At 54.2% G+C, this 16,410-nt stretch carries 21 protein-coding genes, 1 tRNA gene and 3 pseudogenes; 18 read left to right on the top strand and 7 right to left on the bottom strand.

The window, feature by feature from the left end; all coding sequences use genetic code 11:
- Positions 1 to 176: 176 nt before the first annotated feature.
- The 3 genes from PMI27_RS23525 to PMI27_RS23535 all read left to right on the top strand — a co-directional run bounded on the left by PMI27_RS23525 (position 177) and on the right by PMI27_RS23535 (position 2,620).
- Positions 177 to 842 carry a type 1 glutamine amidotransferase gene (locus tag PMI27_RS23525; RefSeq protein ID WP_008153692.1) on the top strand — a complete coding sequence of 222 codons (666 nt, stop codon included), beginning with the start codon at positions 177 to 179 and terminating at the stop codon, positions 840 to 842.
- A 150-nt stretch (positions 843 to 992) separates the two neighbouring features.
- Positions 993 to 1,769 (top strand): hypothetical protein, encoded by a 777-nt coding sequence (locus tag PMI27_RS23530; RefSeq protein ID WP_008153691.1) that lies wholly within the window; start codon positions 993 to 995, stop codon positions 1,767 to 1,769.
- A gap of 101 nt (positions 1,770 to 1,870) precedes the next feature.
- Positions 1,871 to 2,620: an SOS response-associated peptidase family protein gene (locus PMI27_RS23535; RefSeq protein ID WP_008153690.1), complete on the top strand. Its 750-nt coding sequence runs from the start codon at positions 1,871 to 1,873 to the stop codon at positions 2,618 to 2,620.
- A 1,057-nt stretch (positions 2,621 to 3,677) separates the two neighbouring features.
- Here PMI27_RS23535 and PMI27_RS0229195 read toward each other — a convergent pair.
- Positions 3,678 to 3,857, bottom strand: a pseudogene (locus tag PMI27_RS0229195) (type II toxin-antitoxin system HicB family antitoxin); the annotation flags it as partial.
- 147 nt (positions 3,858 to 4,004) lie between these two features.
- Here PMI27_RS0229195 and PMI27_RS0229190 point away from each other — a divergent pair.
- Complete coding sequence (locus PMI27_RS0229190) at positions 4,005 to 4,271, top strand: hypothetical protein (protein ID WP_008153687.1); 267 nt, start codon at positions 4,005 to 4,007, stop codon at positions 4,269 to 4,271.
- Positions 4,272 to 4,366: 95 nt separating this feature from the next.
- On the opposite strand, the gene PMI27_RS23540 is transcribed toward PMI27_RS0229190, so the two are convergent.
- Positions 4,367 to 4,570 (bottom strand): hypothetical protein, encoded by a 204-nt coding sequence (locus PMI27_RS23540; protein WP_008153686.1) that lies wholly within the window; start codon positions 4,568 to 4,570, stop codon positions 4,367 to 4,369.
- A gap of 221 nt (positions 4,571 to 4,791) precedes the next feature.
- Between PMI27_RS23540 and PMI27_RS0229185 the strand changes: the two genes are divergently transcribed.
- On the top strand, positions 4,792 to 5,295 hold the full coding sequence (locus PMI27_RS0229185; RefSeq protein WP_238545884.1) for a hypothetical protein: 504 nt from the start codon (positions 4,792 to 4,794) through the stop codon (positions 5,293 to 5,295).
- A gap of 32 nt (positions 5,296 to 5,327) precedes the next feature.
- On the opposite strand, the gene PMI27_RS23545 is transcribed toward PMI27_RS0229185, so the two are convergent.
- Positions 5,328 to 5,582 carry a hypothetical protein gene (locus PMI27_RS23545; protein ID WP_008153683.1) on the bottom strand — a complete coding sequence of 85 codons (255 nt, stop codon included), beginning with the start codon at positions 5,580 to 5,582 and terminating at the stop codon, positions 5,328 to 5,330.
- 111 nt (positions 5,583 to 5,693) lie between these two features.
- Complete coding sequence (locus PMI27_RS0229180; protein ID WP_033053076.1) at positions 5,694 to 5,957, bottom strand: hypothetical protein; 264 nt, start codon at positions 5,955 to 5,957, stop codon at positions 5,694 to 5,696.
- Positions 5,958 to 6,009: 52 nt separating this feature from the next.
- On the opposite strand from PMI27_RS0229180, the pseudogene PMI27_RS0229175 reads away from it, so the two are divergent.
- A pseudogene (locus PMI27_RS0229175) lies at positions 6,010 to 6,933 on the top strand (DNA cytosine methyltransferase).
- 14 nt (positions 6,934 to 6,947) lie between these two features.
- Here PMI27_RS0229175 and PMI27_RS23550 read toward each other — a convergent pair.
- Positions 6,948 to 7,247, bottom strand: a complete 300-nt coding sequence (locus PMI27_RS23550) for a hypothetical protein (RefSeq protein WP_008153679.1) — start codon at positions 7,245 to 7,247, stop codon at positions 6,948 to 6,950.
- A 131-nt stretch (positions 7,248 to 7,378) separates the two neighbouring features.
- Between PMI27_RS23550 and PMI27_RS23555 the strand changes: the two genes are divergently transcribed.
- The 5 genes from PMI27_RS23555 to PMI27_RS23575 all read left to right on the top strand — a co-directional run bounded on the left by PMI27_RS23555 (position 7,379) and on the right by PMI27_RS23575 (position 8,901).
- The gene (locus PMI27_RS23555) at positions 7,379 to 7,648 is read left to right on the top strand and encodes a hypothetical protein (protein WP_008153678.1); all 270 of its coding nucleotides are present in this window, start codon (positions 7,379 to 7,381) and stop codon (positions 7,646 to 7,648) included.
- 2 nt (positions 7,649 to 7,650) lie between these two features.
- Positions 7,651 to 7,947, top strand: coding sequence for a hypothetical protein (locus PMI27_RS23560; protein ID WP_008153677.1), 297 nt, complete (start codon positions 7,651 to 7,653; stop codon positions 7,945 to 7,947).
- Between the two features lie 3 nt (positions 7,948 to 7,950).
- Positions 7,951 to 8,130 carry a hypothetical protein gene (locus tag PMI27_RS23565; protein WP_008153675.1) on the top strand — a complete coding sequence of 60 codons (180 nt, stop codon included), beginning with the start codon at positions 7,951 to 7,953 and terminating at the stop codon, positions 8,128 to 8,130.
- A 47-nt stretch (positions 8,131 to 8,177) separates the two neighbouring features.
- Complete coding sequence (locus PMI27_RS23570) at positions 8,178 to 8,468, top strand: hypothetical protein (protein ID WP_008153674.1); 291 nt, start codon at positions 8,178 to 8,180, stop codon at positions 8,466 to 8,468.
- Positions 8,469 to 8,544: 76 nt separating this feature from the next.
- Positions 8,545 to 8,901 carry a hypothetical protein gene (locus PMI27_RS23575; RefSeq protein ID WP_008153673.1) on the top strand — a complete coding sequence of 119 codons (357 nt, stop codon included), beginning with the start codon at positions 8,545 to 8,547 and terminating at the stop codon, positions 8,899 to 8,901.
- A 34-nt stretch (positions 8,902 to 8,935) separates the two neighbouring features.
- On the opposite strand, the gene PMI27_RS32410 is transcribed toward PMI27_RS23575, so the two are convergent.
- Positions 8,936 to 9,217 (bottom strand): excalibur calcium-binding domain-containing protein, encoded by a 282-nt coding sequence (locus tag PMI27_RS32410; protein WP_033053075.1) that lies wholly within the window; start codon positions 9,215 to 9,217, stop codon positions 8,936 to 8,938.
- A gap of 109 nt (positions 9,218 to 9,326) precedes the next feature.
- Here PMI27_RS32410 and PMI27_RS23580 point away from each other — a divergent pair, with 109 nt between their 5' ends.
- Entirely contained in the window at positions 9,327 to 9,617 is a 291-nt protein-coding gene (locus PMI27_RS23580) for a hypothetical protein (RefSeq protein WP_008153672.1), read from the top strand.
- A gap of 31 nt (positions 9,618 to 9,648) precedes the next feature.
- Positions 9,649 to 9,957: pseudogene (locus PMI27_RS0229165) on the top strand (tyrosine-type recombinase/integrase); the annotation flags it as partial.
- Between the two features lie 82 nt (positions 9,958 to 10,039).
- Here PMI27_RS0229165 and PMI27_RS0229160 read toward each other — a convergent pair.
- Positions 10,040 to 10,126: transfer RNA gene (locus PMI27_RS0229160), tRNA-Leu, on the bottom strand.
- Positions 10,127 to 10,618: 492 nt separating this feature from the next.
- Between PMI27_RS0229160 and PMI27_RS23585 the strand changes: the two genes are divergently transcribed.
- From PMI27_RS23585 to PMI27_RS23605, 5 genes are all read left to right on the top strand, one after another.
- Positions 10,619 to 10,828, top strand: coding sequence for a hypothetical protein (locus PMI27_RS23585; protein WP_008153670.1), 210 nt, complete (start codon positions 10,619 to 10,621; stop codon positions 10,826 to 10,828).
- Positions 10,829 to 11,525: 697 nt separating this feature from the next.
- On the top strand, positions 11,526 to 12,242 hold the full coding sequence (locus PMI27_RS23590; RefSeq protein ID WP_008153666.1) for an NYN domain-containing protein: 717 nt from the start codon (positions 11,526 to 11,528) through the stop codon (positions 12,240 to 12,242).
- Complete coding sequence (locus PMI27_RS23595; RefSeq protein WP_008153665.1) at positions 12,242 to 14,512, top strand: hypothetical protein; 2,271 nt, start codon at positions 12,242 to 12,244, stop codon at positions 14,510 to 14,512. The genes PMI27_RS23590 and PMI27_RS23595 overlap by 1 nt, the downstream gene beginning before the upstream one ends.
- 425 nt (positions 14,513 to 14,937) lie before the next feature.
- Complete coding sequence (locus PMI27_RS23600; protein WP_008153664.1) at positions 14,938 to 15,666, top strand: hypothetical protein; 729 nt, start codon at positions 14,938 to 14,940, stop codon at positions 15,664 to 15,666.
- Positions 15,667 to 15,689: 23 nt separating this feature from the next.
- On the top strand, positions 15,690 to 16,382 hold the full coding sequence (locus PMI27_RS23605; protein WP_008153663.1) for an SOS response-associated peptidase family protein: 693 nt from the start codon (positions 15,690 to 15,692) through the stop codon (positions 16,380 to 16,382).
- The last annotated feature ends 28 nt before the right edge of the window (positions 16,383 to 16,410 follow it).

Below are 16,410 nucleotides of genomic sequence, written 5' to 3'. Positions count from 1 at the left end.
TGAATATTCGTGGATTGAAAAGCAAGTTTGATCGCGGAGAATAGCGAACGTTTTTCGCCTCGGCAAGGAGAGGCGATGCTGGGTTTGATACGCATAATCCACTTTGTCCCGACCTGCGGTAAGGAGTTTTCCATGCACGCTTTGGAGTTCGTATTGGCTATTTTCGGGGACGCCGCATGAAGAAGATCGCTTGCATTCAGCATCTGGCAGAAGAAGGCCCAGGTGCCCTGGCCGAATGGGCTCTGCGTCGTGATGTCGCCATCGAACTGTTTCGCGGTGACCTAGGGCAGTTGCCGACGCACGAAGACTACGATGCCTACGTGTTGTTGGGAGGACCCTTCAATGTGGTAGGGGCGGATTGCCCGCCGTGGCTGGAGCAGGAAAAGGTCTGGCTTGGCAACTTGCTGCGCAAGGCCAAGCCGGTGCTCGGTATCTGCCTGGGCGGGCAACTGCTCGCTGATCGGCTTGGCGCGCAGGTTGCCCCCATCGACCACCCTGAGGGGGGATGGTGCGAGGTAGAGTTCATTGGGGATGGTGAGGATGACGGGCAAAACATGCAGGTGCTGCAGTGGCACGAACGCGGTTTTGCGCTGCCGGTTGGGGCCAGGCATCTGGCCAGGGGATCAGACTGGGAGAACCAGGCTTACTCTGTCGGCGATGGGATGATTGGACTGCAGTTTCACCCGGAATGGACGCCGCAGATTGTGAAAGCACTCAACCTCCGCTTTGCTGCCGAGTCGCCACTGCCTATGCCCTCAATTTCGGATGAAGCCTGTTACGCCCGTATGCATCAGTGGTTCTTCGGATTACTCGATCGTTGGTCGACGTCATGGTCGAAGTGAGGGAGACACCACTGAGTCGATGAAAACATTGTCGCTCTCAGGAGCTTTTTAAAGGCGTCTGACCGCATGGGCAGATCACTGCGCGCATGGCCGAGGAAGGCATGCATGCAGTGATCTGCCCAAACGCGACGCGTAACACAGGGAGTATCAATGCATCAGGTTGCACAATGTTATCTTGGCGTATGGAAGCGGCGTTTGATCCAGCACCGCTCGGGGCTTTCGGACAGCGAAACGGTCGTGCATTGGCTACAGACACCGCGACTGTTTGCCGACCTGCGAATCCCCCCCTACCCGCTCCCAAGTCTGGCGCTCGAAGAACTCAGCCACTCTCAACATCGGGCGTTGTGTGAACAGAAAGGTTTTGCCGGGGTAACCCAGATAGACGCCGACATTTGCCAATGGCATCGCAAAATGGATTATCAGCCGGCTAGCGGCGCTGAAGACATTGGCCGCATGCACTTTGAAACCAGTGAGCGCCTGATCGAAACCGCTCTGGACGAAAGTTACTACGAAATATGGGAACGCTTGCCCGACTCCCTCGGCGCTTGTCGTGGCCAATGGTTGCAAGCGATGGATGAGCCATCGCGCCAGGGTTGTCTGCTGTTGGTCGGGGACTATTTTCTGTTCGCCGCCAGCCGTCCCACACCGCTGAAACCGGGCGTTCATTTGCGCGAAACGTTCAGCCAACCCGAAAGCTCAATAACCCCTGCTTCCCTGTTCGCCTGCGAACTGTCTTTTGGCCGGCATCACGCCGGAGAAACCCCATGGAAAATCGAGTGCTCAACGCTCCCCGCCAAAACTGGCCAAGCCCTGCTGCCATCATCGGTGGACCCGTTTGCCCCAGATATTTTCGCTAATGAAGCTGTCATGTCTTCACTCGGCACATTCATTCCAGCTGGCGGTTGGCGCTGTGCGCCTGATCCGTGAGGCGTGAGGCGTGAAGATTGCCCGGCTTGCGCTGGCAGAGGGTTTGTAACGAAGGCGGCAGCCACTGGTCTACCCTGAATGTACAGCCGGAGGGTTCAACCATGTGCGGACGCCTTTCACAGTACCGGGGCATTCACGACTTCGTCGCGGCGCTCAGCATCCCCAACGCATTGATCAACTATGCCGGCGATCAGCCTTTCGAGCACTACAACGCCGCGCCGACCACGCAACTTGCCCTCTTTCACCAAGAGGGTCAGTTTCTGCGGGCCGACATGGTTCGCTGGGGCTGGCGCCCACACTGGGCCAAAGATCGCGTCGCACCGATCAATTCTCGAGTTGAGAAAGTAGCCCATGGCCCATTCTTTAAAGCGATCTGGCCCCACCGGGCGATCATCGCCATCGACAACTGGTTTGAGTGGGTTTATGAAGGCGGACCGAAGAAACAGCCCTACCTGATTCGCCACCGTGACCGGACGCCAATCCTGTGTGCCGCAATCGGTCAGTACCCCGTCGCCGAGCATGAACCGAGCGAGCATGACGGCTTCGTTATCATCACCGCAGACAGCGCCGGCGGTATGGTGGACATTCATGACCGCCGCCCGGTGACGCTGTCACCCGAGCTCGCTCGCGAATGGCTGGTCCCAGCCATGCCGAAGGAGCGCGCCGAGGAAATTGTGCTGTACCAGGGCGAGCCCACCGAGGCGTTTGAGTGGTACCCGGTGGACCGAGCTGTGGGCAATGTTCGAAATCAAGGCCCCGAACTGATCGAGCCCATTGGAGAAATTACCGGCGGAGATGAGAAAGGTAACGGGAGATCAGCTTCAGCACGTCACCAGCGCTCCGAGACTTAGGGCACTGATTCAATCTCGTGCCACCCTGTAAGCGTTGATGATCAGGATGCGTGGGATATCCGTGCTTGTACTTGAGAGTTGCCAGAGCATTGTGCTCAGAACGAAGCCGGTAACCGCCATCTCTGCGAGTGTTGCGTCTAGAAGATGCGGTAACGGATCCGGCTCTAGTGGCATGCCCACTTCAGCGCCTACAGATGCCGACGAAATGACTTACAGGCATTAGAGAATGACCCGGATATAAATCCTACTTTTGACAGCTTATTCAAGACAAAAAAAACCCGCCTCAGCCGAAACTGAAACGGGCGTTTCCCCACATCAACAACCGTTACTTCATGTCGTTAAAGTGGTCTCGCAGGAACTCGTAAAAGCGAAACGCTTTAAACAATCTCCATACGAGGCTCAGCGTACGCAACAAAAGCTTCATACGTTTTGGCCTCCAGGTTGGGGGCCAAACCTCCAGCGCACTTACCGGATCACGCGTGCCTTCGGACATTTATGCTAGTGACGTCCGTGAGGCGGCCGGTTGAGCTCCCCCCGAACCATCATTCCGGCACGGGTGCAAAACCGTGTCAGAGGGCGTGAAACTGTTATGCCACCGGCCAAACCTCACCGCGCACCAGCATGTGAGCGCCGGCATATTAACCTAGAAACTCAAGCGCAACGGATGATCTTTGACGTTCCAATGCAAAGGGATGACGTGTTTTTGTAAAACGTTATTTCTGTCAGGTTCAAGCTAACGCTTTGAGCACCACAATTCGCTACTGATACCTTCAGATGATGTAAATCAACCAAAGCAAAATAACGTTGCAAGGATAAGCAAAGCTCAATATTATGCCCCCACGCTAGTGTCGTCCGTGAGATGCACCAAGTCTCAGCCGCAAGCTGAGGCTTACAAAAGAACCGCCCCGCAAAGGCGGTTTTTTTTCGCCTGTCGTTTGGGTCTTGATCATGTGCGTTGCGCTTCGGACACTGCTGGCACATCGCGGCGCAGTGGGTGGACGAGGGTTTGATTCATAGGCTGTGGGCGCTGTCCTTCTTTTTGTTCCAGTCATCGGGTGCGCCCGAGCGTGGCACATGTCTCCAGGTAATCCGTGACCGCCTCAGCAAACGCGTCTTGCAATGCATCGACTGACTCGCCCTGGAAGCCAACGATGTCCTTGATGCCCGCGATATGTCCGATGAACAGCCCATCTTCTTCGCTGTACTCGATTTGCGCGGTGTAACCGCCGACTTTCATCTTGTTCACGTTGCGAAGCTGTTCTACGCCGCCGGCGCCTGGCATCAAGTGAAGGTAGCAGCGTGAGACGCATCAACCACCAGGTGCGCCAGCGCCGACGACAAACATGGCTGGATCTACCGGCCCACTGAATTGGAGAGGCAGGCCATGACCGAGGAAGAGCAGGAGCCGACGGCGGAAGCCATCAAGCAGCGTAAGAAGCGCGAGAAGGAAGTGGCCAAGAATGCCGAGCTGGGCATCGAGAAGTTCTCGGTTGAAGTCGCCGGGGTATTCAAGTCCGACCTCAAGCGAGTAATGAAAGAGCACGGCATCAACAATCAACAGGACATCCATCAGCGGTTGCTGCGAAATCTGTCGCCGCCGACTTCGATACCGCCGCGGGGATGCTTGAGTGTGTCACGACACCTTATGTAGTTACCGAAAAGGTGTCGCGCTCGCTCCGCACCCAGAGCCTGTGCACGCTGGCAAAAGACCCTGGCGAGCCCGAAGACGAAATCGTCGATCCGACTTCAGTTACTGCGACTTAGCTGCAAATTTTGAGTAGTGCACTCTGCGGTGCTAACAGTACCCATGAATGCGTTCATCTTCACCGCACACTTCTCGATGTTCAGGCCGTTGCGACCATCGCTGGAAATGTTGGTGACGTAGGGTCCTGCGGTGGTACAGCCAGCCAAGACAGCCAGAAGGCTAAGCGCGGTAATTTTCAGCTTCATATAAATCCTTTTTGATTAGCGGCCATGGCCATGTGATGGCCGAGAATCTTATAGCAATCAGCCACTATAGATACCCCCACCACTGTCGCATCCGGTCACGGAGGGCGGCGCCTGACTGGAGATACGCCATGGACAAGAACACGAAGATCCTGATTCCGGAAATCTCCGGCGAATGGACGGAGCGCCTGCGCTCCGGCAGCACCAACATCTAGAATCACGCGTTGCACGGCAAGCCACATCGCAATGGTCTTCCTGAAGTGCGCCTGGCCCCGCCCGAGGTAGGTCTGTACGCCGAGCGTATCGACGGCGTCTGGTACTGGGTTTCTGGCTGCGCGAAGTGCAACGGCACAGGCGAACAGTGGAACTACAGCGTTTGCGATAAGCACGACGTTTGCCGGCTGTGCAGCATTCACCGGTCAAAGCTGGCAGAAACGCCATGGAGTCACCCTGATGGCTGGACCTGCAAGCCCTGCCAAGATGCGGAAGATGCCCAGGCCAAAGCCGCGGCACTGGCAAAGGTCGCCGAGGGCAAATACAACGAGTGGGATTATCGCTGCCAAGACGAGTGTAAGTGCCCGCACTGCGCCACAGTCATCCACATTGAATCGGAGGACTACGGCGATAAAAAAATGGAGTGCGATACCTGCGACGGCAGTTTCGAACTGGTGACCGAGTACTCGGTGAGCTTCACCACCACGGTGATCGGCGAGCGGATCACCGCCTGACCCACCCTCACCTATTGCGTTGAGTACTGTTTTCAAGCCGAAAGATCAGGCCCAAGAGTCAAATCGATGTCTAGCCTCGCCAATGCTTTACCGCGGGCTAACGCCTCATTGAAGCTGTTGTACTTGGCATTTTCACGGATTGCTTCAACCCGGCTTTCTTTGTTCTCTACAGCGATTCTAAGTCCTGTTGGCACAGAATCACTGTCGCTATCCCATTCGAAATCAATTTTCGCTTTAACGCCTCGATGCTCATAGACAACTGGGTACGGCCTATCCGCTAACACCATTTCGATCTCCTTGATCCGGCTCCATGCCGGGCCGAACACAAATACCCCACTTCAACGAATCACGCCAGCAGACCGACATGCCATGTAGTGCTATGACGGTGACACCGCTCATCACATCGCTGACGGCCAAGCGTTGTAAGCAACCTGCAACACGGCTGTTAAAGCTGCAGCAAGTGCAGCCCGACTGTTCCAGATCGACTGCTTACGCATCGTAGGCTCTATGTCAGCACCATCGATAATCAGCCTAGCGTCAAACATGCCGTTCTCATCTGGAACTTCCGGACTAGGTTTTACTTTCACATAGGCCGAGATTGTCCAGAACACGGCTGAAAGCATGCCAGTTACCAACGAAACGTATAGAACGAAGTCTTTCATAAAACCGACCTACATCACCTGAAAACCAGAATCCTAAACATCAGGACATTCTATGACCACAGCAATCGATTTGTTCGCCGGACTCGGCGGATGGAGTACTGGTGCGCGCAATGCCGGCGTCGAGGTTGTATGGGCCGCCAACCATTGGCCCGAAGCGGTGAAATGGCATAGTGCCAACCACCCTCGCACGCAGCATGTCTGTCAGGACCTGCGCTAGGCGGAGTGGGAGAAGGTCCCGGGGCATGATCTGCTTCTGGCCTCCCCATGCTGCCAAGGCCATTCGAAGGCACGCGGCAAGAAATCGGGAAATCCAAAGCACGACGCCAGTCGCTCAACTGCCTGGGCTGTTGTGTCGGCACTGGAGTTTCACCGGCCCGAAGGCGGACTGCTGGAAAACGTAACTGAATTCATGGAGTGGACACTTTATCCAGCTTGGCTTGCAGCCGTTCAGGCTCTCGGATACCAGGTCGCGCCGCACATCGTCGATTGCGCTGACCATGGTGTTCCTCAGCACCGTGTTCGCCTGTTTCTGGTTCTGACCCGCAGCAAAGCTCCGCTGATGCTCGAGCTGCACCGGCGCCAGCATGTACCAACCACCAGCTTCCTAGATTTCAATGCCGGTAAGTGGTCACCCATCGACAAGCCGGGCCGGGCCGCAGCAACCCTTGCGCGTGTGGCAAATGGGCGGGCTCGCTTCGGTGACCAGTTCATCATGCCCTACTACGGTAAAGGCTCAGGGCTCACAGGTAGGGACATGGGTCGACCAATCGGCACCATCACTACTTTGGATCGATGGGCGCTGGTACGTGGCAACGAGATGCGGATGCTCAGCGCCAACGAAGCGTTGGCCGCCCAATCTTTCCCCACCAGCACCCTGCGCCCCGATAACCACCGCCTGACCATGCACATGGCCGGCAATGCAGTGCAGCCGCTGGCCGGTCAACTAGTCATCGAAGCCTTGCTGAAAGCTGCATAAGGATAAGCCCGCCTTCAGAACGAAGGAAGATCGGCAATGCACCTGCCTTGCCTACCCTCACCTTCTGACAACGACCCCTTACCATCAGGAATGATCAGACCGCCATTGACCCGGGAATCGAACGGGCCAAATGCCAAGTAGAACGCATCTCCCCTCTCGATCAAGCCCAGCACTTCAGGTACGGAAAAGTCGCGATGCTCTGATGATTCGCCGGGCAAAGTGTTGGCCACGTGGCCATGGGTTTCTTGCCCCTGAAGCGCGATCAGCTTTCCGCCCTCGGTATGTCTAGCCGCAGTAACAATGAAAGTAGCCATAGCCATTTCCTCCCTATGAATCGTGAATTATAGCTGCCCACGAGGTATCCCCATGCCCACAGAAAAACAAACCGGCCGATCCTGGCTTCGACCTGGGTGGCCGCGGTTACATCGCCAACCTGTTCAAGACCGTGCTCAAGCGTCACGACTACCGCCAGTACATCAATGAGCGACTGGCCGGCGACTTCGCGTGCACGCTGGCGCAGCATTTCGAGGACGTCAAAGCTCGGGAACAAGCTCTGCAGCTGCGCCTGAACGCAGCGGATGAGCGGGCGGATCTGCTGGAAGTTGCCTTGCGCGCCGCGATGGATGCCACTGCCAAATCGCAAACTGAGCGCGACCATCAGATCCCCGGCACATCGGGCATGCGCCTCAACACACTGGCCAACCAAGGCGAATGACCATGACCCATAAGTGCTACCGGCGCGACCCGGACGTGAACGCCGTCACCGACCTGGTGACAGACGAGCAGATGCAGAGCGTGTTCCAAGGCACCAACTTCGGTCACACCGATTACCGGGGTCTGCTCGCCCAAGGCTGCATCAAGGCGCTGGCCGCCTGGCACCAGGGTCACACGCTGACCACCATCCTTGAAGAGCTTCGCCTGATCAACTGGAACAGGCAGACCAGCAAGATCAAGGTCACCGTCAAGGGCCGTCACTACATCTGGCTCGCCTTCAAAGGCCGTCCGGGGGTGTAGACCATGAAGCCATTCATTCGCCGCAAGTTCGAAGCCTGGCTGATCCTGCTGGCAGCGAAAATTCTGATTGACCGCAACGTCCAGCGCGCCGCCGTCGTCTCCCGCCGCGACAACAACGACATGTGGGGAATGGCCGAGCAGCTCGAAGCCATCGCCAAGCGCATCAGCACCAACTACCCGTAACTCCCTCCCCCTTCAAAGTCAGCCGGTATAGCGGCAAAGGAACAGTCATGCCTGAAGAAAAGTTGATTGGCCCCGTTGATGTTGTGCGCGACGAGGACGGGTATTGGTATCACCCGGGCATCCCAGAATTCGACGAAGACCACGAAGCCTACAAAGCGTGGCTCGATGGCCAGAGTCTCAAAATGGTCGGCTGGCACATGGAGTCGGACTTAGAAGCCCATCCCTATTGGGATGATGACGCCTGTCACTGCCTCGGATGGCAGCCCGAAACGCCGCCGGCGTATGACTGGTTTCTACTCGGTATTTTCGACACCGAAGACGGCCCATATGTGCAGTAGGCTCGGCGCGAGGTGACGCCATGATCCTCCCAGCCCTCGCTTACATGGCCTGGCTCATCTACTCGGGGCCACGGCGATGAAGGCCCGTATCGAGAAGAAGCTCAGCAGGCGCCTGGTCGAAATTGCCCCGTCGATATTCGTTGGCGTCTGGATCGACAAAGACGAGCCGAGCGAGCTTGCTTACAAGCAGCGCACCCGCGTTAGCCACGTATGGAGTATCGGCGGCGGTACCGACTACCGGGGTGAAGGACAGAACGCATATACCGCATGGGCAGACTGGAAGACGAATTGGCCCTGGCATGGCCCGTTCGAATCTTTCCCGGAAGGTCATGAGTTTGAATGCTATCCCGACACCGGAAGCTTCAGGCCGACAACCCTCAACCTTTTGAAACTGGCCGCTGACTGCGAGCTGGCCTCCAAAGCCACAGCCTAACCCCTCCTCCACCTACCAGCCTGCCGGTGAACGGTCATCGACACCACTGCGTCTCACACGGTATCCCGTCGTCGTCTCCGTCCATTTCCATTCCCGGGCAATTCTGCAGAAAGTTTTTGGCCTCTGCGCACGAGGTCATCTGCGAACAGCGCTTGCGGCCATCACATTTGAATCGAGCCGCAACGGGCTTCTGCGCAGTCATGACTTTGGAGGTTACCTGTTGATTCGATAGCCTCGCCTCAGTCCATGACTGTACGTCAGGGGAAAACTTCCAAGCCAACAGACCAACAACAAGCACTAACCAAATCAGTTTCATTTGATTCATCCGTGATGAGAGATCGTTTGCATTCTCACGCCGCCTGCTTTCCAGCGTATCCCATTAATCCACATACAGCCTGCCGGTGAACGGCGGGCGAGGAATCGCTATGTCCGATTTTCAAACGGAATCCACGCCCACCGCTCGCAAGCAGCATAAATGCTGTGAGTGCTGCGGGCCGATTCAGCCAGGTCAGCAGTATCAGCTCATTACCGGCTGCTGGGATGGCGACATGGCCAGTTTCAAGACATGTCCCGATTGCCTTCCTGCCCGCACTTGGGCCACCGCCCAGCCTGAATGGGGCAGCGATGGTGAACACCTCTACTACTTCGGTCAGTTGGAAGAAGACCTGTCGTACCTGGCGCCAGAGATTAACCCCGGGGACGGTCGAGGACCGTAAAGAAATCGCGCTGGGCAGCGACTACGGCCTGGCAATCGATCGAATCATGTCCCGAAAAAAAGAACATAGGGTCCGCTCGACGCGGCTGATCGTTTCGGAGGATGGCACACCAATGACGGTGGCAATGTTGCGGGGAAGGTTTGACCTGGCCAGGGAGGCAGCAGGTGTCGCGAAGTCCGAGTTTCAAATGCGTGATTTACGCGCTAAAGCCGGTACGGACAAGGCTGAATCGAGTGGCGACATCATGCAGGCCAAGGATCAACTTGGGCATACCACCGTTGTTATGACGGAACAGTACATCCGCAACCGCAAGGGCAAGAAAGTCTCACCAACTAAGTGAATTGCGGACCAACTCTAAAATAGCGGACCAGAAACAAACAAGGGTTTGCATCAGCTTTCGCCCGCAAACCCTTGATTTTAGATGGTGCCCGAAGCCGGAATCGAACCGGCACGCCCTTACGAGCGGGGGATTTTAAGTCCCATGCGTCTACCAGTTTCGCCATTCGGGCGGTAGCGCGGTGAAGCAGTCTGAAGGCTGTCAAATAACGATCTGGCAGTTCTGACGCCTGTGCAGCAGAGGGGGAAATATATACATCCCGCTCCGGTGAAGCAAGTTTGCGACCGGCCTTTTCAAGACTAAATCTTGCAGGACGGTGCAAATAAAAAAGCTCCGTAAATCATAGATCTACGGAGCTCGTTTAAAGTGGAGGCCGAGGTCGGAATCGAACCGGCGTAGGTGGATTTGCAATCCATCCACAAAACAAGCTATTTCAATAGGTTAGCAGCTTTACCATTCCGCAAGCTACTGATTTTTAAAGGCCTGTATCCTCCGGCATTCAAGGAGCCAGTTTTGGGTTGCGGAACGGATTTTTCCTCTTTCTCCCCTGCCTCCAGCCCGGCATCAGCCCGAATGTACCCCCATTGGCGCTCTGGATCTGCGCCCCCGTATGTGTCACCGCCGTTGCCGCCTGCTACGCTGAATCTTCCACGGAGGAATCGCCTTGCCAAATTCAGACCTGCTCCCTTCCCTGCTATTCAAGATCAACGAAAATCAGCTCGCCCTCGAAGCCGCCATCCTGGAACTCTCGAACTGGGTTGAGCAGCGCGGATCGGCCGATGTCGCCGACAATGTGCGCGGCGCGTTGGACACCATCGATAAGAACGAAGAGTTCATCAAGCTTACGCTCGCAGTCCTGATGACGCCTGAATGACAGTTATCGGCCAATAGCGGACGTTCACCAGAAGCTGCTTATGACCCGTTGTAGTCATTTCATCCCTGAGCCTTCCCGCGCCATCTTCAGAATGCCGGCTTAGCTTCCTTCTACTGCGTGTTAAGGACTGCGGAAAACCCCGAATTCAGTGCAATTTGAAATCACTGAGCAAAACCTAGACGCATAGCGGTGCAGTTTTACACGTAGCGAGAGACGACAAGATGTGTGTTGTACGGGTGCTGGCAAGCCCGAACCCTAGCTACACCCCCACTTTTAGTCGCCACCGGCTCCACGGTCTCTTGCTCTGCGAGGCACACGATCACCGCCGCGAAAATATGAAAGCAGCGAGGCGGGGCGGACCGGCCTCAAGAGCTGCCCAATGCACAGGAGCTGAAGCAACGGGGGGACGAGATTCGTCCACTACAAAACCACTCTACTTCGCAGGTCGGTAGTGGTAATGACCTGCTCAACCCGTGCTAAGCTCCTGTCAGCTGTACTGGAAAACCCACTTCAACCTTGCTTGGAAGGATCCCATGCATAGGCTCTACCCTATTATTGGCTTCCCTAGTTGTATTCACAGTTTGGTTGCCTTCTCCAGCGCGAGTATCACTATGGTGGAGATGAATCGCATAAATGGTCCGTTTGAGACCCATTATCTTAAACCTATTCTCTTTTTGCCTTATGGTGCGGTTTAAGAATGAAGATAGCTATATGTATTGATTACGATAATCTTAGCCCCCTTCAGAAGTCTGCAGGGGTTTTAGATGTCGTGCAAAAAACACTTACTCAAGCTTCGGAGATGTTTCTCAAGAGCATGGGAGCCTGTGAAGTTCGATTATACGGCGGGTGGTATGAGGGCGATAATCTAAGCGTATTGTCGCAGCAACTCTCCGTAAATATTCATAGCGAGTTTCCCGCTTTATTGCGCGTTCCGAATGATCGCGGTGGGATAATCGTTTTAAGAACGACAGCGGAGCTCGCTGTTTCGCTGTTGGAAGAGCCGGGCCATCAGTTATTCAATACTTATCGCAGAAAGGGGCGCCCAAGCAATATACGTGTGGAAACTCCTGCATCTGTCGGCTGTAGCACCTTGACCTGCCCTCTACCTTTAGCGAAAAAGCTTCTGCAAAAAGGAAGTTGTCCGACGCAGGGCTGTGTTACAGGTGGAAACTCGCTGGTTTATAGGCACGAGCAAAAGCTTGTCGATACTATGCTCACTTGCGACCTGATGTATCTCGCCAATCAAGCATACGATTTTATCTTCATATTAAGTGCGGACGATGATTTCTTACCTCCAATTAGAACGTTGCTGTTGAGGGGCGCTAATGTTGTTCGGGTGCATCCGCAAATGAGTAATGCGTTGTTGCCGATAAAAGTGGGATCTTCGACGCTAATCGAGTTAGGGATACAATAATGCAGATCGATACTTTTAAATCTATTGTGGCAACATTTGCCGATCCTGGGTCGGAGATCATCTTTGATAGTCAGCGAATGATGTTTCCTATTAATGGCGATGTCGTTGAAGCTGTGATTTCCTCGAAGTTTGGAGATATTTTCATTAATGAAGGGGCTGGAGAGATCTCTGCGAGCAGGTGGATAGTCGAAAGGTTGGCGAAATTGCAGCTATTAAGCTCGCGAATTCTTGAGCAGATTCCCAATCATCCAAATTTTGTCTCCCCAGCAGCTGACCTTTTACCGACCTTGGAAGCAAGTCCAGATGGGAAAGTTTTTCACATCGCAGATGCGCTCAGCGAAACACTAAAGACGTTGGATACAGATAGCCCGCTCGAAACAACTGTGCTTTATGTCACAAGCGATGCGGGTGAGGGTAAGACCTCACTAATCAATGCGGCTGCTAGAAAACAAGCGGCTAAGTTTTCGGAAGGCAGTTCGGATTGGCTTTTAGTTCCCATTATTCTGGGGGGCAGACATTTTTTACGTTTTGATGATATCACCGTTGGGGCGTTGCAGAATAAATATAGATTTCCGTTTCTGTATTACAATTCTTTTTTGGCTCTCGTCAGGATGGGTGTGATTATCCCAGCATTCGATGGCTTTGAGGAAATGTTCGTAGAGAACAGCTCCGGAGAAGCTCTATCTGCGATGGGTATTCTGGTCGGTGCATTGAATTCTACGGGAGCAGTTGTTATTGCTGCCCGTAAAGCTTATTTTGAATTTGAAAATCTTAAGTCGCAAGAAAAACTTTACGATACTATCAGCAGTTTTTCAGTGGGCTTCTCTAAGCTAGAACTGAATAGATGGGAAGAAGCTCAATTCCTACAGTATTGCAATAATCGCAAGCTGAAAAATTCAAGAGAGATTTATCAGAGGGTCGCGGAACGTTTAGGCTCGGATCATTCTCTATTAACACGACCCGTATTGGTACGACGATTAGTTGACATCGCACAAGAAAGTGTGTCGCTCGAGGAATTCATTGAGAAAATTCATGCGTCCGGTTCGGATTTCTTTTCTGTCTTTGTTCGTAGCATTATTGAGCGCGAAGCCAACGAAAAGTGGATTGATAGATCCGGCGAAATGGGGGCAACCTTAATCACGGTGGAGGAACATTGTGAGCTTTTATCTTTAATTGCCATCAATATGTGGGAAAGTCGTATTGAGTACTTGAAGCAAGATCATTTGGACGTTGTAGCTGAGTATTTCTGTGAGTTGAAGCGTAAGTCTTCATTGCAATCCCAGCAGGTGCGCGACCGGATTAGAGGGCATGCGTTACTTATTGCGTCTCCTGACATTAATCTTGCGGTGGAGTTTGATCATGATGAATTTCGTCAGTACTTCTTAGGCGACGGCCTAGCACGCATCGTTCTTCCGCTAACCAAAAGCGCGGCTTCTGAAGCGCTGAGCGTGCTGCGTCGAGGTATTCTGCCTGAAAATTCTCAGCTCGAATTTATTCGGGCTGTAAGGAGAGAGAGCGACGATAAAAAACTTGAGGTGGCTAAATTTCTTGCTTCAATTAGCAAGCTCGATGGGCAGGCCTCTTATACAAAAGAGAATTGTGGCAACCTAGTACTAAAAATTATCAGCGACATAGATTCTAATGGGCTTGAATTAGAAGGTATGGTCTTCGGCGTAGATTCTATGCGTGATTGTAAGTTAAGCGGAATCTTGTTTTTCAAGTGTTATTTTTCGCATAGCAGTTATGAAGCCACGGAGATTGCTTCGTGTGAATTTGTAGAGTGTACTTTTGGGCAGTTGAGGCTTTTTCCTTCGACAAATATTGGTCGTAATACTTTCACCTCGTGCACTATTGATTCCATTCGGTTCGACGAAACGAGTCTGGAAATTTGGGAGCCAAATGCTATCAAGGCTTATCTAGCTAAGCACAATACTTTTTTGAATGGCGGAGAAGTAGCGGAGGCAGTGGATGTTGAGTCATTGTCGATGGATGAAAGACTCGTAAGTGTTGAGAAGTTATTTCGCTATTTTATGCGCAGCACCCATATCAGCGAGTCTGTGATTAAGATTAAGTTGGGTGATCGGGGTCAAACCTTTATTGATTATACCTTACCTGATTTGATTTCCACCAAAGTCGTCGAAGAAATCGAGAACCGAGGGGCTGGTCAACAGCGACGCTTTAAGTTGGGGAGACCATTGCAGACCCTCAATGCTCACCTTTCTGGAGCACAGGGTTCCTATGAGAACTTCATAGCAGGGTTCAATAATTAGAAAAGCAGTAGCATCTGAGCGTACAATGGCCGCTCAGATGCCACCCCATTTATAACCAGAATGGTACTCGGCGACGTCGGGAGAAGCGCCCCGCCTACGTAGCGCGGTCATCAATTTGCCGAGGATCTGCCTAGGGGGCAAGTACTGTGCTAGCGAGGCACCGTTAGATCCCAAGCTCCGTCGAATGCGGCAGCACTTCCCTTACCACGTGCAGAACCAGTCGCGCCGCGCAGAGGAGTGGTTGGACAATTTGCTGCGCCGTCGACTGCAAATTCAGATGTGAACCATGAGCACAGTCCGCTATGGGTCGATAGCGGTCCTCTCATCTAGCTTAAATCCTGCTGCTCGTCGCCTCACCCTCGCCACGATAGTTACGCCTCGAGTACTGTACATGCAACCAGTATTTGTACAACGAGCTCGTTCCCATGAATTTCGACCAGGCTAAAGCGCTGAGGCTTCAGCAGTGGCGCTCGACCCTCGACGACCACGACTTTCGAATGCAGAACCCTGAAGCCCACCGACAGACCCTTCATTCAATGAGCGCGACCCTGGTCGTCGAGGGGTTGATCGATAAACTCCAGCAGTTCGACCTGAACGAGATGGCGAACGCCGCCTACTGGCACGCCGTGGAAGAATTGCAGACCACGCCGAGCCGCTACTGCGGCGCCTCTGCCTACGACGTCATGCGGCACGGAAGCACCGAGCTGTTTGGCAAGATTGGGCGTTCAATTTTCTATGCCACGAGCACGCTGGCCGACGGTGCGCGATCCTCCTATGACGGGAAAATTTACCGCGATGCCACTGGAGCGAACCTTGTATTCAACCCGTCCGGGGTAATTGCGAGAATTACCGGGCTTACCTTAACCCTACCGGATGGGCAGCAGTACGATCTCATAGAAACGGGAAGAACAGTCGAGGGCGTCACCTACGAGCCGATCGAGGATCCCGACCTCTACCGCGCATTGGTGGATGCTGCCCAAGTTGCCAAAGAGGGCTGTGATCTAGGTGCTTTCGAAAGAGTGCGGCCGCGTCTCGATCTAGCCAGGTTCCGCACCTGCCCCGCTTGCCTTGATCGTTTTGACCGGCGTGAAGATTGCCCGAGATGCGCTGGCAGAGGGTTTGTAACGAAGCCTTTGGCCGCTGGTCTACCCTGAATACACAGCCGGAGGGTGCAATCATGTGCGGACGCCTTTCCCAGTACCGGGGCATTCACGACTTCGTCGCGGCACTCAGCATCCCAAACGCCCTAATCAACTATGCCGGCGACCAGCCTTTCGAGCGCTATAACGCCGCGCCGACCACGCAGCTCGCCCTCTTTCACCGGGATGGAGAATACCTGCGCGCAGACATGGTTCGCTGGGGTTGGCGCCCGCACTGGGCCAAAGACCGCGCCGCACCGATCAATGCTAGGGTCGAGAAAGTCGCCCATGGCCCATTCTTCAGAGCGATCTGGCCACACCGGGCGATCATCGCGATCGACAACTGGTTTGAGTGGGTTGATGAAGGCGGGCCGAAGAAACAGCCCTACCTAATTCGCCACCGCGACCGGACACCAATCCTCTGCGCGGCGATTGGCCAATATCCCATCGGCGAGCACGAACCAGGCGAGCATGATGGCTTCGTCATCATCACCGCCGACAGCGCCGGCGGCATGGTGGACATACACGACCGGCGGCCAGTGACGTTATCACCGGAACTCGCTCGCGAATGGCTGGACCCGGGCACGCCCAAGGAGCGCGCCGAACAGATAGTGCTGCTTCAGGGAGAGCCGACCGAGGCATTCGAGTGGTTCAAGGTTGATCGCGCAGTAGGCAATGTCCGCAATCAGGGTGCAGCACTTATTGCACCGGCCGACCCATTACTGCTTTGATCAGCTCGATGCGGTTGAAGTGTTTACG

This window comes from Pseudomonas sp. GM41(2012) (assembly GCF_000282315.2).
GTDB lineage: Bacteria > Pseudomonadota > Gammaproteobacteria > Pseudomonadales > Pseudomonadaceae > Aquipseudomonas.
This window is presented reverse-complemented; position numbering and strand designations above follow the sequence as displayed.

What these genes read in the sequence shown, in the direction of transcription:
- PMI27_RS23525 (WP_008153692.1), top strand. Translation starts at nt 177, where the DNA reads ATGAAGAAGATCGCTTGCATTCAGCATCTGGCAGAAGAAGGCCCAGGT.
- PMI27_RS23530 (WP_008153691.1), top strand. Translation starts at nt 993, where the DNA reads ATGCATCAGGTTGCACAATGTTATCTTGGCGTATGGAAGCGGCGTTTG.
- PMI27_RS23535 (WP_008153690.1), top strand. Translation starts at nt 1,871, where the DNA reads ATGTGCGGACGCCTTTCACAGTACCGGGGCATTCACGACTTCGTCGCG.
- PMI27_RS0229190 (WP_008153687.1), top strand. Translation starts at nt 4,005, where the DNA reads ATGACCGAGGAAGAGCAGGAGCCGACGGCGGAAGCCATCAAGCAGCGT.
- PMI27_RS23540 (WP_008153686.1), bottom strand. Translation starts at nt 4,570, where the DNA reads ATGAAGCTGAAAATTACCGCGCTTAGCCTTCTGGCTGTCTTGGCTGGC.
- PMI27_RS23545 (WP_008153683.1), bottom strand. Translation starts at nt 5,582, where the DNA reads ATGGTGTTAGCGGATAGGCCGTACCCAGTTGTCTATGAGCATCGAGGC.
- PMI27_RS0229180 (WP_033053076.1), bottom strand. Translation starts at nt 5,957, where the DNA reads ATGAAAGACTTCGTTCTATACGTTTCGTTGGTAACTGGCATGCTTTCA.
- PMI27_RS23550 (WP_008153679.1), bottom strand. Translation starts at nt 7,247, where the DNA reads ATGGCTACTTTCATTGTTACTGCGGCTAGACATACCGAGGGCGGAAAG.
- PMI27_RS23560 (WP_008153677.1), top strand. Translation starts at nt 7,651, where the DNA reads ATGACCCATAAGTGCTACCGGCGCGACCCGGACGTGAACGCCGTCACC.
- PMI27_RS23565 (WP_008153675.1), top strand. Translation starts at nt 7,951, where the DNA reads ATGAAGCCATTCATTCGCCGCAAGTTCGAAGCCTGGCTGATCCTGCTG.
- PMI27_RS23570 (WP_008153674.1), top strand. Translation starts at nt 8,178, where the DNA reads ATGCCTGAAGAAAAGTTGATTGGCCCCGTTGATGTTGTGCGCGACGAG.
- PMI27_RS23575 (WP_008153673.1), top strand. Translation starts at nt 8,545, where the DNA reads ATGAAGGCCCGTATCGAGAAGAAGCTCAGCAGGCGCCTGGTCGAAATT.
- PMI27_RS32410 (WP_033053075.1), bottom strand. Translation starts at nt 9,217, where the DNA reads ATGAAACTGATTTGGTTAGTGCTTGTTGTTGGTCTGTTGGCTTGGAAG.
- PMI27_RS23580 (WP_008153672.1), top strand. Translation starts at nt 9,327, where the DNA reads ATGTCCGATTTTCAAACGGAATCCACGCCCACCGCTCGCAAGCAGCAT.
- PMI27_RS23590 (WP_008153666.1), top strand. Translation starts at nt 11,526, where the DNA reads ATGAAGATAGCTATATGTATTGATTACGATAATCTTAGCCCCCTTCAG.
- PMI27_RS23595 (WP_008153665.1), top strand. Translation starts at nt 12,242, where the DNA reads ATGCAGATCGATACTTTTAAATCTATTGTGGCAACATTTGCCGATCCT.
- PMI27_RS23600 (WP_008153664.1), top strand. Translation starts at nt 14,938, where the DNA reads ATGAATTTCGACCAGGCTAAAGCGCTGAGGCTTCAGCAGTGGCGCTCG.
- PMI27_RS23605 (WP_008153663.1), top strand. Translation starts at nt 15,690, where the DNA reads ATGTGCGGACGCCTTTCCCAGTACCGGGGCATTCACGACTTCGTCGCG.